We start from the raw sequence: 15,122 nt of genomic DNA, 5'->3' as shown, positions 1-15,122 counted from the left end.
TGTCTATTCTCATTTTTACAAATTGTTTGATTTAACATAAAAGTTTGATGACTTTTGCAGCCTGCCATTTTACGAATTGACCATACCTCGATTTAAATCAAATTTCTTCCACTTAGTAAATTATTTTGTAACAAAATTACAGATTTTGTACTATAATATGCGGACGCTTCGAAGAGAAAATCTTCAAATATTCAGACGGCCCATATTATTCATTCCCACAGCTCAAGGCCGTCTGAAGAAAACACCCAATACAAAAATCAGAAACGCGCAAACAAAATCCCTATCATATCGTTTAGCCAGGAGACCGCACATGAACCCCACTCCTATTCACCCGAAACTCGCCGAAATTACCGAGCGCATCATCGAGCGCAGCCGCCCGACGCGTGAAAAGTATCTGGCGAAAATCCGCAGCGCCAAACAGATGGGACGCTTAGAGCGCAACCAGCTCGGCTGCAGCAACTTGGCACACGGCTATGCCTCCATGCCTAAGAGCATCAAAATCGAAATGCTTCAGGAAACCGTCCCCAACTTAGGCATCATCACTGCCTACAACGACATGGTTTCCGCACACCAGCCGTTTAAAGACTTCCCTGACCAAATCAAAGACGAAGCACAAAAAAACGGCGCGACCGCCCAAGTCGCCGGCGGCACGCCCGCCATGTGCGACGGCATCACGCAAGGCTACGCCGGCATGGAATTATCGCTGTTTTCCCGCGACGTGATTGCCATGAGTACCGCCATCGGTCTGTCGCATCAAATGTTTGACGGCAGCTTGTTTATGGGCGTATGCGACAAAATCGTTCCGGGCTTAATGATCGGTGCGTTGTCTTTCGGTCATATTCCTGGCATCTTCGTTCCGGCAGGCCCGATGTCTAGCGGTATCGGCAATAAAGAAAAAGCCCGTACCCGCCAGCTTTTCGCCGAAGGTAAAGTCGGCCGCGACGCCTTGCTTGAAAGCGAAATGGGCTCTTACCACAGCCCGGGTACTTGTACCTTCTACGGTACCGCCAACTCCAACCAGATGATGATGGAAATGATGGGCGTACACCTGCCTGCTGCTGCCTTCGTCCACCCTTATACCGACCTGCGCGAAGCACTGACCCGCTACGCAGCCGGACACCTCGCACGCGGCATCAAAAACGGCACCATCAAACCATTGGGCGAAATGTTGACCGAAAAATCCTTCATTAACGCCCTGATCGGCCTGATGGCAACCGGCGGCTCGACCAACCACACCATGCACCTCGTTGCTATGGCGCGTGCTGCAGGCGTGATTTTGAACTGGGACGACTTCGATGAAATTTCTTCCATCATCCCATTGCTGATCCGTGTGTACCCCAACGGCAAAGCCGACGTAAACCACTTTACCGCTGCCGGCGGCCTGCCTTTCGTTATCCGCGAATTGCTGGACGCAGGCCTGTTGCACGATGATGTCGATACCGTTGTCGGACACGGTATGCGCCACTACACCAAAGAGCCTTTCCTCATTGACGGCAAACTTGAATGGCGCGAAGCCCCTGAAACCAGCGGTAATGAAGACATCCTGCGCAAAGCCGACAACCCGTTCTCCCCAGACGGCGGTCTGCGCCTAATGAAAGGCAACATCGGTCGCGGCGTAATTAAAGTGTCCGCCGTGCGCGAAGGCTGCCGCATCATTGAAGCACCCGCCATCGTGTTCAACGACCAACGCGAAGTATTGGCCGCATTTGAACGCGGCGAGTTGGAACGCGATTTCGTCTGTGTTGTCCGCTACCAAGGCCCGCGCGCCAACGGTATGCCCGAATTGCACAAACTGACCCCTCCTTTGGGCATCCTGCAAGACCGCGGCTTTAAAGTGGCACTGCTGACCGACGGCCGTATGTCCGGCGCGTCCGGTAAAGTTCCGGCCTCTATCCACATGACGCCTGAAGCCCTGATGGGCGGCAACATCGCCAAAATCCGTACCGGCGACTTGATCCGCTTCGACTCCGTTACCGGCGAACTCAACGTCCTGATCAACGAAGCCGAATGGAACGCCCGCGAAGTCGAACGTATCGACTTGAGCGCGAATCAACAAGGCTGCGGCCGCGAACTCTTCGCCAACTTCCGCAGCATGACCAGCAGCGCAGAAACCGGTGCCATGAGCTTCGGCGGCGAATTTGCCTAAACCCTTTTCAGACGGCCTCTTAAAACAATCAGGTCGTCTGAAACCATGTTAACGACCCTATTACGATACAGTCCCCAACGGAGACCTAAAATGTCTAAACTGACCCCTCGTGAAATTCTGACTGCCGGCGCAGTTGTGCCGGTAATGGCGATTGACGACTTGAGTACTGCCGTCGATTTGTCCCACGCCCTTGTCGAAGGCGGCATTCCCACCCTCGAAATCACCCTGCGCACCCCTGTCGGTCTCGACGCCATCCGCCTGATTGCCAAAGAAGTTCCTAACGCCATCGTCGGCGCGGGTACGGTAACCAATCCCGAACAGCTCAAAGCCGTCGAAGACGCAGGCGCGGTTTTCGCCATCAGCCCGGGTTTGCACGAATCCCTCGCCAAAGCCAGCCACAACAGTGGCATCCCCCTGATTCCGGGCGTTGCCACTCCTGGCGAAGTCCAACTGGCTTTGGAACACGGCATCGACACCCTCAAACTCTTCCCTGCCGAAGTCGTTGGCGGCAAAGCCATGCTCAAAGCCCTGTACGGCCCTTACGCCGATGTTCGCTTCTGCCCGACCGGCGGCATCAGCCTGGCAACCGCTCCCGAGTACTTGGCGCTGCCTAATGTCTTGTGCGTCGGCGGCTCATGGCTGACCCCAAAAGAAGCCATCAAAAACAAAGACTGGGATACCATCACCCGTCTGGCTCGCGAAGCTGCCGCTTTGAAACCAAAAGCCTAATCAGGTTATTAAGTTAAAAGAGAAAAGGCCGTCTGAATATGATTTCAGACGGCCTTTTTATATCAATTAAGCCAATACTTTCCGCGCCGCTTCCACACCCCAATACAAAGCCTCTTCAAACACCGAATAGCTGCTTAAGTCACTGTGTGCAAATAATAATCCAGTATTTCGATTTCTGATTTTTAATAAAGCCTCATCGCTTAAATAGCCGGGTTTCGGCACGCTCATGCCATGCCCGCGAACGGTAATGTCAACATGGGAAACATGCCGCCAAAAGCCTTCGCCGTAAGCGGTAAGCAGATCTTGTGCGGCAAACTGGAGCAGCTCTTCATCGCTTGCTTCAAGCAGCTGGCGGCGGACGGCTTGTGGCGTATCGTGATTGAGCGCGGCGTAGGCGGTAAAAATCGTACGTTCAGGACGGGCAACCCGGATAAGCTGGTTGGTCGCAACAACATAGCCCAGTCCTTGGCTGCCGTAAACCACATTGTCCCACGCAAGTTCGCTGTTGTTTTTTTCTTTCGGAAAACTGTGCAGTTCAAAATTGGAAACCAGCCATGGCGCGTATTCGGGAATATTCAGACCAAATTGTTCGGGAGATTCAATAATGTGGGCGGCAACCATCAGCGGCATGGCGGAGATAACGTGTTGCGCGGTGACGGCAACGGTTTCCCCTTTTGCATTATCACGCAGCCACACTTCAATCCGGCCGTCTGAAAGCGGTTTGATTTTGACGGCAGAAGCATTAACCGAAGCAGGTTTCTCCAAACGGATACTGTTTTCAGACGGCCATTGCCAGCCTTCCTGCAAATCGGCATGACGGCGCAGGTTTTCAGAAAGATGTGCCAAACCTTCGGGCCAAGTGAGGACAGTTTCTGCATTGTTGCGGGCGGCAAAATAATGCAATCCGGCAAAGGCAGATACTTGCCCGATGCCTTGTCCGTAATCGTCGCGGCAACAATAATCGAGATACCACAAAAGCTCGGGCGAATGGTAACCTTCCTGATCAAGCCATTGTTGAAACGTCAGATGATCGAGCTTTCGCCATGTTTCATCTATCGATGACAGCGCAATCGGAATGGCAAAAATTTTCTTACCGTCATTGCCGTAAGCCTGTTTCAGACGGCCTATCAAATCAAAAAACCGTTTGGAATCCGCATCTTCTTTCGGCAATAAATGTTCTACCCATTTATCCTGATATAAGAGGCGCGATTCGGGCGCATAGACCAAATCGGTTTCCCTAAAGCTGCCATCCGACTGCAAAATACCGAAATCCGCCAACATCTCGCGCACATACACGCTTTCTTTCGACGGCAAAGCCAAATAATGCGCACCGCTCGGCGCTTTCAGGCCGTCTGAAGACGTATAGGCGGCATTGTTGCCATTACGTTCAAACCCTTCTGCCAACAATACATCGCGGTGATTATGCTTCGCCAAATACCACAATGCTCCCAACCCAGCCGCACCGCCGCCGAGTATCAACGTATTGCATTCATAACGACGGGTCGGCGAACTGAGCAATTCCCCGTCACGCAACAAATGCCCCAACGGCAAGCCGACACGGTTAATAGAAACCGGCGGTTTGCGGTTGAGGTACTTATAAGTCTGCCAAGAGAAAGCAGAGGCGGCACCAAGCACGGCGGTATAGCTGAGAAATTGACGGCGGGTTAGCATGTTTTATAAAAAGGTCGTCTGAAAAAATAAAAGTAAAACGATACAACGAGGTTAAGCAGATCTCACGTTATTTATGCCCTGCCGAATAACCATGATAGGATCTGCCGGAATGCGATGAATCACTGTCTTCCGCTTGGACATAGTTGAATAAGACGGTAAGAAAAATGATGAAAGCAAAGAAAATAATCATCCCTACCCGTTCTTCTTCGTAATCACGATCGTTTTTATATCTGTCAGAAATCCATATCCATACCAACGCACACAGACTGACCACTATACCGACAGGACTACGTAGATGCGGCGACAGCCAGGCCGGAAGGTTGACGATGATAAGAATCAGCATAGCAATGATACGGGCTACATTATCTCTACTCCCAACATTTCTATTGTCGCCCTTCAGCCAGTAAGAGAGCATCTCCTTAGTATCAAAAGACAGACCGAATGCCTTTCTCATTTGACGGTAAGACACAGGACTGCTTTTACTCCAGACAATTTCGTCCTTGCTCTGCTCGGAACACAGAATGACATTCCGGCCATAACTTTTCTTGCCGCTATATTCCTTGTAATGAAGCAAATCGCCTTGTTTGACTTTCCAATAAAAAGCACCAGCCGCTACCTCGACCTGCCCGCGGTAATGATCAATCAACATTTCACCGGCAGGATTGCCACTTGAATCAAAGTCCGGCCATGTTTGTAATGGTTTCTGACAGCCGCCAGCGTTTTCCAGACTCAATCAGCCAGGCAAAACCTTGTTGAGTGTTATAAAGCAGATATTCCGTCCAGTATTCGGACTGATTTTGATTATAGGACGATATCTCGACAAATCTTACAGCCCCGATAATCAGATATTCTGTATCGTTCAGACGGCCTTTCGTACCAATGGAAAGTGTGAACAGATTTTCTTGTTCTTTCCTTTGGGCATTTGCCTCCATCAACGCAACAGTATCTTTTGTCGTATTCAAACTGCTGCCGCAAGACTGACATAAAAGGAAAGAAGTAACACCCCTTGGCCAATGAACAGGAGAGCCGCAATGCGGGCAGTTTTCAGAAAGAATCTCTCCTTTCAGACGACCTGCACTTTCATGGATTTCATCATCACTGCGCTTATTTTCCAGCTTCAAACTGTCCAAACTGACTATGCGTCCGAAGTAGGAGTCCATTGGAAACGTCGAATAATCCAAGGTCAAAAACAAATTGCCCCGTCGCCAGTCGCAAACCTCGCCTGCCGCTTGGTTCTCAGATAAGTTGAACGGCAACTCGCCTTGCGCATCGGTATTACGGTAATGTATGGTGCGGACATCTGACGCAATAAAGGTTTGGCCATTAAAGATCAACGAACTGGAACCGGCTTTCACCGACTTAAAATTTTTCGGCCCCCGTCTCCTCTTCTGGGCAAGTAAACATGTCATCACATATAAATCGCCAACCTCGGAAAGCCAGCCGGTCTGCCCGTCATCAAACAAGACATACCATTCATTCCATGCGCCGACATCGTAATGCACCTGCAATCGCCCAATCAGCGTAAATTTCCGATCATCAAAAACGCCTCGCGTTCCAATCTGCAACGGACTGAAATCTTCCAGCAACGCAGAATCACGCCCTGAATTGGCAACAAAATATCCGCTCCTCCCCTTACCGATTCTAGCAACCAGCATACTGTGACAATGGCCACACACCAGCGTCACGGCAGTAGCGGAATACGCCTCCACAGGCGCACCACAGCTTGGGCAATCGGTTTTAAAAAAAGGCGTTTTTTCCATATAACGTCAATATTTCAGTTTAATCAGAACAAGGTTTAAGACCGTCTGAAAACAGCATATGCAAGACTTCAGACGGCCTCTTAATGAAATGTTTACATCAATCTTGTTGAACTTTCGGAGCTTCTTTGAAACGTTTCTTGTTAAGCAGCGTGTCGGCAAAATATGTGAACCGTTTTTCTTCGTTCATATTGCTCATGACATAGTACACCTGTTTGCAACCAGGTTCGTTCAAGATAATCGACTCGGCATCGTTAGTTTCTAGAATGCCTGATTTCTTTATGGTTTTGCTGATGTTTTTGATACATTGCCAGTATGCTGCTTCGCGTTTGTCATCATTTTTTATCAGTTCGAAGGATCGTTTCACCTCTTTCCCTTCTAATACTAACTTATAGGAAAACTTAACCAAGGAAGGCCCCTCTTCATATTTATCTTTTGAAGCTAATAGCTCTTCTAAAGTTTGACCCTGAATTTTTTTTAAGAAGGTACGGTAATACAGAATACACTGAGTATCGCTTAGCCAATCTATTCCTTCTCCTTCTTTACAACGAGCTCGTAGTTCAGTAAGTAATTCATCTATACTTTTTTTCTCTAACTTGTCCATTTCAGGCTGTATTTTTTCAATCAAGATTAACCTCAGGGCAGTAGAAATTATCTTTTTCTGCTTCTGTTCTTCTTCCGTACCCGAGAAGTCACTTTCGATATCTGGATAGTCTTGTTTTATAGTGCTCCTGAAATTTTGCCAAGGTGTTTGGGCATATTTTTGAGCCAAGCTTTTTTTGGTTTGTAAGACTTCGGGCGATTCTTCCAGCTGCTTCCGCCATGCTATTCCTGATAGCTCTTCATCGATGAGAAATTTCTCGTTTTCTTCCTGGCTTTGTTTGACTATTTTGTGGAAAATTTTGCTTTCAACCGCGACATTTAAATCCAGAGGAAACTCCAATTGTTTCATAATGTTATCGGTAACGGCACATTCGGGATAAAAACCGAGATAAAACTCCGGCTCGAAATTTTCTTCAAAGCTGTCCATTTGGGTAACCGAGACTTTTTCTCCGATTTTTTTTACACACTGCCTATATTCGGAATCGAGTTTACCGTAGTCTGACATTAATTCTCGATTTATTTTCTCCAAAGCAGATCCAAGGGTAAAACGATAAGCTTCAAATAAAATAGGAACAGGCATATGCTCGCCGTCGTTATACTGTTTTTCCATCTCCACTAATTCGGATAGTGTTTTTTTCGAGAGTTTTTCTTTTAAAACATGATAATAGACTTTACACGAAGGGATATAGCCCCAAGTATCCTCCTTGCAGATTTGCGACATCTTTTGGGTCAGCGTTTCAATATTGTTCGCTTCCGATTCTGCTATAAACCGTTTCGCTTTATCAATAAAGATACGTTCGATGGCTTCTTTTTTTGCATATTCTTCTGACGTACTGTCTGTGTAAAGGAAATGGACAGATTCCTGATAGAGTGCGGCAGGATAAAACTTTTTCCAATCTATTTCTGAGTATTTCTTTTCTAGTTCTGCTTTAAACCGCATAACCTGTGCCTCAAATTTTTGATTGGTGGCTTCACTTTCCTCATTTTCCCTCTGCCATTTGCGTAATGGTTCTGCGGAATTAGCAGCCGTCCACGCAGCGATACAAGAAAATAATTCCGCATTATCTTGGTTGAGCATTAAAAGGTCATCGGGATACGCAGCAATCATTTGTTGATCTCTGCTGTTTTCCATATCAACGCCTGCTTTCTCAAATACTCTGTCTTTCAAACATTGCTCTTTTTTTGCTTGGGCTTCGTCAAGATGTTGGAAATAATATGCACGGTCTTTCACCGTTGAAGCATGAGGAACCGAAGGATGATGACTGACACATGCTCCTAAGGTGAGCATGGATAAGGCAAAAATGATGGAAGTACGAACATGCATTTCTGATTTCCTTAATCAGGATATTTTAAAAATGTAAGATAAAGCCGTCTGAAAACGGATTGAATATGCTTTCAGACGGCCTGTCTTTTAATAAAGAATAAGTTAAATCTTTTTTCTTGATTGTTCTGCCATATGATGAACTTTGTTTTTTTCTTTAACTAAAGCCAAGTTTACTAATCGGCAAAAAATTGTACATCTCTCTCTTTTACCCATCCGGTTGGGCAAACGCCTTTTGCGACAATAAGCAACTGACCTTCATTATCAACATGAGTGGAAAGACGACATTTTTTGCCTTTGGGCGGTTTGATTTTCCATTCAGTCGGGAAATCGGTAGGTTTGGTGCAGTTGTCAGGCAGGCCCATATCATGACAACTGATTTGGTTTTCTTTGATTGCCAAAGGTACTTTTTTTACTTTTATCCAAGAGTATCCTTCTTCGGTATTTTTGCTGTCATTACCGACAACGCAAAGGTATTGCATATGGTGCAATTGAGTGATTGAAGATGCTTTATCGTCCGGTTGAGCTTGCAGGGATGCGCCTTGGTTATTACTGACATAAACTTGATTACGGCAATACTCGGTACGATCATGTGTTAATTTTTTTGCTTCGGCACTTTCCACTCCAAGCAAAAACAAACCTGCAAGCAAGTAAATAACCAATGGCAAACTTCTGTTTCTCTTCCAATCTTTTATTTTAAGCATTTTGTTTAAAAGCCTTTTTATACAAAATTTGTTATCTAATTTACTATCAGCCAATTTTTTCCAGACGGCCCGACAGATTTTATTGTTCAACCGATGGTTGTACATCGTCCAGTATACCTTCGCCACGTTGCACAACCGTCCAAACAGCCCTTGCTGCCACCAACTCCCTGCACAAGATTTCCTTCACTTTTTCCAATTTCATACCGCCGCAAATAAATGCATCAATAGCAGCGAAGCGGTGTTCAGGCCAAGTGTGGATACTGATATGGGACTCGGCGAGCAGCAAAACACCGGTTACGCCGCCTGCGCCACCGAAGGTGTGGAAGTGTTCGGTCAATATGGTGGCTTCTGCAGCCTGTGCGGCAGCCACCAAAGCGGTTTTCAGACGGCCTTCATCTTTTAAGATGGCTTCATCGCAACCGTATAAGTCCAATAGGCCATGATTACCGGGCGCATGGGTCATTTATGGCCTCCGGAATAACCGCTGCCGCCATAATAGCCGCCGGAGTGCATACGCGAGCCGTCGGAATCGGAAGAGCCGTAGCTGATGATCATGGAGATGACGATGATGATGGTACTGAAAATGATGTAAGTGATTCTCGACATGTTAATCCTCGTCCTCGTCTTTTTTGCCCATGGTCCACAACAACCAGCATCCTATAAAGATGACGGTAAGTGCGGCAGAACTATCGCCGGTCAGAAGCGCAGGGAGATTGACGACAACCAGGATGACGGTCATTATGATTCTTAATGATTTATCAATGCCGTCCGCCGCCATGTTTGCAGTGTAATGCGGAGCTTGGCTGGTCAGATTAAACGCGTCTGCAATCTCCCGATAAGCAATTGGGGCACTTCTAGTCCATGCCATTTCGTGACTGTTTAGTTCGGAGCCAATCTTACGGCTTTGTCCGTCTCTGTAATCGCTGTAATAGTTCAAATCACCGTTTCGGACACGCCAATAAAACGCTCCGCTGGCAATCCTGACCCGTCCGCCATAGTCATAAAGTTTGCCATAGCCTTGCGGTTGGCGGTTGCGGTCGAGGCGCGGCCAATCGTTCAAGGTTTCGGAAATATTCCAACCTTCATCAGCTTCAACCAGCCATAAGAAACCCTGAGTTGGGTTGTAAAGCAGATACTCTGTCCACTGCCCTTCTGGTGCCAATGTATGTTTGGCACCTTTGAACAAGTTATCAAATGTTTCCTGCGCATCTGTTTCTAAATATCTAATTGCGCCGATAACATGAAACTCTTTATTTTTCAGACTGCCTGTCGAGCCGACAGGCAAAGTAAACATCGTATTTTGCGACAAACGCAGATTATTGGCGGTAATAAGCTCCGCTTTATCTTTGCCGACTGCCAATTCGCTGCCGCAACTTTGACAGTTCAGATGGGAAGTCAGCCCGTTTACCCAATGAATGGACGAGCCGCAGTTAGGACAGTTTTCTGAAGTAATACTGCCTTTCAGACGGCCTGCGCTTTCTTTAATTTCATCTTCGTGGCGCGTGTTTTCCAGCTTCAAACCATCTAGGTTTACCATCCGCCCGAAGAAGGCTTCGGGAGTTTTATTGTTGTAATCGAGCGTGATGAAAAGGTTTTCGCAACGCCAGTCGGAAACCCGATTTTCTGTATCCTCTTTCAAAACAAACGGCAATTCGCCCTGCGCAGCCGCATGTTTCAAGCTGATGTTGCGGACATCGGAGGCAATATAGTGCTTATCTTGAAAAGTCAGCTCGCTAAATCCGGCTCGCGTATCTTCAAATTTCGGCGGATTATCGATTTCGACCGGCATGGTCATCACATACAAATCGCCCGCCTCAGAAAGCCAACCGGCTCTGCCGTCGTCAAACAGCGCATACCATTCATTCCACGCGCCATCGTCGTATTGCACCTGAAGCCGTCCAACCAAGGTAAAGCGTTGTGCGACAAATGTGCCGCTGGTTCCGATTTGCAGCGGACTAAAATCTTCCAGCAATGCGGAGTCGCGGCCGGAGTCGACAACGCCGTTATCTTTCCGCACCAGCATGCTGTTGCAATAGCCGCACACCAGCGTCACGGCAGAAGCAGAATGCGCCTCGACAGGTGCTCCGCAGCTTGGGCAGTCGGTTTTGAAGAAAGGAGTTTGAGACATGGGTTTGCTTTTTCAGAATGGGTTGGAGTGTTTCAGACGGCCTTAACGTTTTTGAAGTCGGACAGGCTTAATCAAATCATTTGAAAGGCCGTCTGAAACCTTTTCATAGAAGCAGCTCAACGCTTCTTTTGAATGATATTTTTCAGACGGCCTTCAATTGATCAACCAATCAGCTGTTTCAACACTTCAGCCTTGGCTTTGTCAAAATCTTCTTGCGAAATCAAACCGCCATCCAGCAAAGACTTGAGTTTCACCAATTTAGCCTGCGGATCTTCGGCAACCGGCTGAGCATTTTGCTGAGCCTGTTGCGCATTCGGCTGCATCATGCCAGCCATGGCACCCGCCATCGCCTGACCAATACCGGCACCTACGCCCAAACCTGCACCGATTCCGGCAAGTCCGCCTTCATTTTGTGCCGCAAGCGGAATAGATTCGGCGGTTTGATATTGGGTGTAGCGTCCCAAATCGCCGATAACACCCATCGAAATTTTCTTATCCAACGCAGCCTGAATAGACGCGGGCAAAGTAATGCTTTCAACAGTGAAGTTTTCCAGTGCCAAACCCAGCTTGGCAAATTCCGCGCCAAGCAATTCGCCGATTTTTTGCGACAGCAAAACTTGGTTCGCCGCCATATCCAAGAATGGGATACCGGAGCTGCCGAACGCGGCCGCCAACTGGGTGACTGCGATATTGCGCAGTTGGTTTTCCAAGTCTACGCCGCTGTATTGCGCCGCCACACCACTGACTTCTTTAAAGAATTTTGCCGGATCGCTGATGCGGTAAGAATACATACCGAACGAACGCAGTTGCACCGCGCCAAACTCAGCATCGCGCACGGTAACTGGTTGAGACGTACCCCATTTTCGTGCGAGCTGTTGTTTGGTATTGAAAAAGTAAACATCCGATTTAAACGGAGACTCAAAAAGCTTGTCCCAGTTTTTCAAGTTGGTCAGCACTGGCAGAGTTTGCGTATTGAGCGTGTAACGCCCCGGACCGAACACGTCCGCGGTTACGCCTTCATCGACAAACATCGCCATCTGCGCCTCACGCACAGTCAGGCTTGCACCGTTTTGGATCTCCTCATCGGCAATCGGAAAACGCCACATCAGCAGGCTGTCATCGGGATTCGGCCATTGAATGACGTCGATAAACTGTTTCTTGATAAAGTTGAACATCGCAGTTCCTTATTTGAAGAAGAAAGGATAACTTATGGGCAGTCAGGTCAATTTGCCTAGTCGGTTATATCGCTTATTTTATATAAATAGAATGTCATACGATATTAACATTCAAAATGTCTTTATGCATGGGAATAGAGTGGGTGGCTGCATATACTTTTATCGCAAACTAAATAATAACTATATAGATATTAACTTTTGAAAACTTCGAAATTAAACCTCTTACCGACTCAGTTTTACACTATTTCCAGGTTTTTTATCCATACTGTCTCATAAAAAAGACAAATATTTGCGATAAATCATTAAAGAATATAATAAAAGTAAATATATTACCCCATCAGCATTGTTAATGTTCATTAAATATTATAAACTTTGCCATGCAATAACATTAAATTATCACACTGATTTTCCCAAACTAAAAGGAATTTACATGAAAAATTCTGCTCATTTCTGTCTTGCTGTGTTAGCACTGTCTGCTGCAGTAGGCGCACAGGCTGCCCGCCCTGTTGAATTTACCGTTGGCAGCGAATATTACAACGAAACCTATCGCGAATATGAACAAGATGGTAGTCGAATAATGCAACAAAAAGGCAACCTGTGGTCTATTAATGCGGGGGTTAAATACCGTTTCAACGATCGCCATGCGGCAAAATTGGAAGGCCGTTATTCCCGTGGTAAATCAGATTACACAGGAAGCTTCCAAAATGGATTTGGTGAATCCACAGGTTATGGTTCTGCCACACTCAAAAATGCACCTCGCCGCGCATACGATATCCGTGCCTTATATGAATATACACATCCAATTAACGATCGCTTTAGCCTGACTGCCGGTGCAGGCTTGGGACACCGTGTTCTGAGAGATTTGAGCCGACGTGTCGATCCTGATGATTATGACCGCAAAAACCGAACCACATATGCGCAAATCAATGCCGGTGTAAATATCGCACTTCCAGCAAACTTTGAGATTGCTCCTCGTATTGCCTACAATCGTGCCGTTAAGGGCCGCCAGTATTCTTACGAGCCAGATCGAGAAGAAACCAGAATGAAACAAGGCGGTGGACAAGGTATTGAGGTTGAAGTACCTGTATCTAAAAAATTCTCTAACGGTTCTAAAATCAGTCTGACCCCGTTCTATCGCGGCTGGAAAGTCAAAGATTCAAACTTCACCGTTACAGAAGACTATGGCTTCATTCAATTGGGCGCGATCGAACCTAAAAACCGCACCCGTGAAACAGGCATAAGATTGCAATACTCGTTCTAATTTAGCAAACTTAAGTAGTTAAAACATTTCAGACGGCCTTGTATATAACAGGCCGTCTGAATTTTTTGATGCTTTCAGAATTTCACTATAACGCCAATACCATCAGACATAAGACCTTATCAGTCAAAAAAATCTACCGATAATTTTTCTAGGTAGGAGTCAGGAACAGCACATCTTTTGCTATCCAACCGACCATCAAAATCAAGTCAAGCAAGCCGCATTCAAAATGCCGATCGAGATGGACACTGCACCAAACAACGCGCCGACGGCAACATTGTTACCGATGAGTTCTGCGGTAGCGCCTTTAATCATCATTGTCGCAGCGAAATAGACAAAAATCTGAATTACGGCTGCGGCAAGGGCCCACAGGATAAAATCGATGAAGCTGACGCTGTGTGCAATGCTTGAGGCAAGCGTCAGACAAAAACCGACCAACGCGCCGCCAAATGACAAGGCGCAGGCAAGGTTGCCGTTTTTAATCAGGCGCAATTCTTCAACGGGTGTAATCCGCAGATATACGGCAGCAAAAACAACGGTCATGGCGATACCTGCCAACATGTATTGCAGGTAGAGCAGATATTGGGACAGAGAAATACTCACGATAAGATTCCTTGGTTTGCAATAAAGTGATTATGCCATATTTTTGAAGATAAACCCTTCGAAAAATATGGCATTTTTAGAAGCGCTTCAGGCCGTCTGAAACGGTCTGATTTTTAATTCATGTTTTATTGTGATAATCGTTGACGATTTTTGTATGTTTATGTAACTATTGCGCACCGTTATTTATTAGAGCAAAGAGGAGAATATGAGCATACTCGCCGCTATCCGCCCTAAAGAGCCTTTGCGCCATTTGCGCTGGTTTGACATGCTGATTGTGACCGCTATCCTGTTCGGTCAATTTGCCTACCGTTCTACCCAACTTTATATCGCCAGCCTGATGCCGCAAGTGGAAACAGCCGCGGTTGCCGAAGAGGCGCGCGATACTGCGGTAACCGGCGTGGCTTATTCTGAAAACATGAGCCTGCAGTTGACGCTGCTTGCTATTGCTCTGATTTACCTCGTTATCCGCCGTTTCGACTTCAAACAATTGCCGATTCGTTTTAACTTAGGCGTGTTGTTTTGGACGCCTGTGATTTTTATCCTGATGGGTCTGACCGCCGATGCGGTAACTTCGTTAAGCGGCGGCTACAATTACTTCACCACTGAAATCTTCCAATACATCAAACCATTATCCATTTTTGACAAATTCGCCGCCCTTGCGCCGATGGCCATCCTCTACGGCCTTTTAAACGGCTTTTATGAGGAATTCTGTTTCCTCGGCCTCTTGACCTGCGTGGAAGACAAATACAAATGGCAGGCATTGGCCTATTCGACCTTGGTGCGCATCTCCTTCCATACTTATCAAGGCATGCTTTGGGCGACCGTTATCGGCGTTGTTTTCGGCTTGATGTACTACTTCTTCTATAAATACAAAGTCAAAAACCTGCTGCCGTTTTTCCTGATTCACGCCTTGGCAGATATCTTCGGCTCCGGCTTCATCTATTTGATTTGCGCTTAATGGCAATGGTTGACTGAATAAACAAGGCCGTCTGAAACATCATCTTCAGACGGCCTTTTATCATCTATC

At 46.8% G+C, this 15,122-nt stretch carries 14 protein-coding genes; 4 read left to right on the top strand and 10 right to left on the bottom strand.

Features of this window, described 5'->3' with window-relative positions:
- Window positions 1–310 precede the first annotated feature (310 nt).
- Window positions 311–2,146 carry a phosphogluconate dehydratase gene (gene edd, locus ACTHUR_RS00595; RefSeq protein ID WP_004519344.1) on the top strand — a complete coding sequence of 612 codons (1,836 nt, stop codon included), beginning with the start codon at window positions 311–313 and terminating at the stop codon, window positions 2,144–2,146.
- Between the two features lie 90 nt (window positions 2,147–2,236).
- Window positions 2,237–2,875 (top strand): bifunctional 4-hydroxy-2-oxoglutarate aldolase/2-dehydro-3-deoxy-phosphogluconate aldolase, encoded by a 639-nt coding sequence (locus ACTHUR_RS00590; RefSeq protein WP_003745733.1) that lies wholly within the window; start codon window positions 2,237–2,239, stop codon window positions 2,873–2,875.
- Window positions 2,876–2,941: 66 nt separating this feature from the next.
- Here ACTHUR_RS00590 and ACTHUR_RS00585 read toward each other — a convergent pair whose 3' ends face one another.
- From ACTHUR_RS00585 to ACTHUR_RS00545, 9 genes are all read right to left on the bottom strand, one after another.
- On the bottom strand, window positions 2,942–4,546 hold the full coding sequence (locus ACTHUR_RS00585) for an NAD(P)-binding protein (protein ID WP_049335410.1): 1,605 nt from the start codon (window positions 4,544–4,546) through the stop codon (window positions 2,942–2,944).
- 67 nt (window positions 4,547–4,613) lie between these two features.
- Complete coding sequence (locus ACTHUR_RS00580; protein WP_283120699.1) at window positions 4,614–5,195, bottom strand: hypothetical protein; 582 nt, start codon at window positions 5,193–5,195, stop codon at window positions 4,614–4,616.
- Window positions 5,196–5,220: 25 nt separating this feature from the next.
- Window positions 5,221–6,306, bottom strand: coding sequence for a DUF4178 domain-containing protein (locus ACTHUR_RS00575; protein WP_224783365.1), 1,086 nt, complete (start codon window positions 6,304–6,306; stop codon window positions 5,221–5,223).
- Window positions 6,307–6,403: 97 nt separating this feature from the next.
- A complete protein-coding gene (locus tag ACTHUR_RS00570) occupies window positions 6,404–8,230 on the bottom strand; it encodes a hypothetical protein (protein WP_049335405.1) in 1,827 nt (608 codons plus the stop codon).
- A gap of 173 nt (window positions 8,231–8,403) precedes the next feature.
- The gene (locus ACTHUR_RS00565; RefSeq protein ID WP_224783366.1) at window positions 8,404–8,985 is read right to left on the bottom strand and encodes a hypothetical protein; all 582 of its coding nucleotides are present in this window, start codon (window positions 8,983–8,985) and stop codon (window positions 8,404–8,406) included.
- Window positions 8,986–9,010: 25 nt separating this feature from the next.
- Window positions 9,011–9,394 carry an adenosylmethionine decarboxylase gene (speD, locus tag ACTHUR_RS00560; RefSeq protein ID WP_049335402.1) on the bottom strand — a complete coding sequence of 128 codons (384 nt, stop codon included), beginning with the start codon at window positions 9,392–9,394 and terminating at the stop codon, window positions 9,011–9,013.
- Window positions 9,391–9,537: a hypothetical protein gene (locus tag ACTHUR_RS00555; protein ID WP_162837292.1), complete on the bottom strand. Its 147-nt coding sequence runs from the start codon at window positions 9,535–9,537 to the stop codon at window positions 9,391–9,393. Before ACTHUR_RS00555 ends, speD begins: the two co-directional genes overlap by 4 nt.
- Window position 9,538: 1 nt before the next feature.
- Window positions 9,539–11,059: a DUF4178 domain-containing protein gene (locus ACTHUR_RS00550; RefSeq protein ID WP_224783367.1), complete on the bottom strand. Its 1,521-nt coding sequence runs from the start codon at window positions 11,057–11,059 to the stop codon at window positions 9,539–9,541.
- Between the two features lie 161 nt (window positions 11,060–11,220).
- Entirely contained in the window at window positions 11,221–12,234 is a 1,014-nt protein-coding gene (locus tag ACTHUR_RS00545) for an SPFH domain-containing protein (RefSeq protein ID WP_049335400.1), read from the bottom strand.
- Between the two features lie 430 nt (window positions 12,235–12,664).
- Between ACTHUR_RS00545 and ACTHUR_RS00540 the strand changes: the two genes are divergently transcribed.
- Complete coding sequence (locus tag ACTHUR_RS00540) at window positions 12,665–13,495, top strand: outer membrane beta-barrel protein (protein ID WP_039861962.1); 831 nt, start codon at window positions 12,665–12,667, stop codon at window positions 13,493–13,495.
- Between the two features lie 201 nt (window positions 13,496–13,696).
- On the opposite strand, the gene ACTHUR_RS00535 is transcribed toward ACTHUR_RS00540, so the two are convergent.
- Window positions 13,697–14,095, bottom strand: a complete 399-nt coding sequence (locus ACTHUR_RS00535; protein WP_039861961.1) for a DUF350 domain-containing protein — start codon at window positions 14,093–14,095, stop codon at window positions 13,697–13,699.
- A 205-nt stretch (window positions 14,096–14,300) separates the two neighbouring features.
- On the opposite strand from ACTHUR_RS00535, the gene ACTHUR_RS00530 reads away from it, so the two are divergent.
- Window positions 14,301–15,053: a CPBP family glutamic-type intramembrane protease gene (locus tag ACTHUR_RS00530; RefSeq protein ID WP_004519330.1), complete on the top strand. Its 753-nt coding sequence runs from the start codon at window positions 14,301–14,303 to the stop codon at window positions 15,051–15,053.
- Window positions 15,054–15,122: the final 69 nt, after the last annotated feature.

It is taken from the genome of Neisseria sp. P0021.S007, from assembly GCF_051956855.1.
This window is presented reverse-complemented; position numbering and strand designations above follow the sequence as displayed.

What these genes read in the sequence shown, in the direction of transcription:
- ACTHUR_RS00550 (WP_224783367.1), bottom strand. Translation starts at nt 11,059, where the DNA reads ATGTCTCAAACTCCTTTCTTCAAAACCGACTGCCCAAGCTGCGGAGCA.
- ACTHUR_RS00530 (WP_004519330.1), top strand. Translation starts at nt 14,301, where the DNA reads ATGAGCATACTCGCCGCTATCCGCCCTAAAGAGCCTTTGCGCCATTTG.
- ACTHUR_RS00570 (WP_049335405.1), bottom strand. Translation starts at nt 8,230, where the DNA reads ATGCATGTTCGTACTTCCATCATTTTTGCCTTATCCATGCTCACCTTA.
- speD (WP_049335402.1), bottom strand. Translation starts at nt 9,394, where the DNA reads ATGACCCATGCGCCCGGTAATCATGGCCTATTGGACTTATACGGTTGC.
- ACTHUR_RS00555 (WP_162837292.1), bottom strand. Translation starts at nt 9,537, where the DNA reads ATGTCGAGAATCACTTACATCATTTTCAGTACCATCATCATCGTCATC.
- ACTHUR_RS00540 (WP_039861962.1), top strand. Translation starts at nt 12,665, where the DNA reads ATGAAAAATTCTGCTCATTTCTGTCTTGCTGTGTTAGCACTGTCTGCT.
- ACTHUR_RS00575 (WP_224783365.1), bottom strand. Translation starts at nt 6,306, where the DNA reads ATGGAAAAAACGCCTTTTTTTAAAACCGATTGCCCAAGCTGTGGTGCG.
- ACTHUR_RS00590 (WP_003745733.1), top strand. Translation starts at nt 2,237, where the DNA reads ATGTCTAAACTGACCCCTCGTGAAATTCTGACTGCCGGCGCAGTTGTG.
- edd (WP_004519344.1), top strand. Translation starts at nt 311, where the DNA reads ATGAACCCCACTCCTATTCACCCGAAACTCGCCGAAATTACCGAGCGC.
- ACTHUR_RS00545 (WP_049335400.1), bottom strand. Translation starts at nt 12,234, where the DNA reads ATGTTCAACTTTATCAAGAAACAGTTTATCGACGTCATTCAATGGCCG.
- ACTHUR_RS00585 (WP_049335410.1), bottom strand. Translation starts at nt 4,546, where the DNA reads ATGCTAACCCGCCGTCAATTTCTCAGCTATACCGCCGTGCTTGGTGCC.
- ACTHUR_RS00580 (WP_283120699.1), bottom strand. Translation starts at nt 5,195, where the DNA reads ATGTTGATTGATCATTACCGCGGGCAGGTCGAGGTAGCGGCTGGTGCT.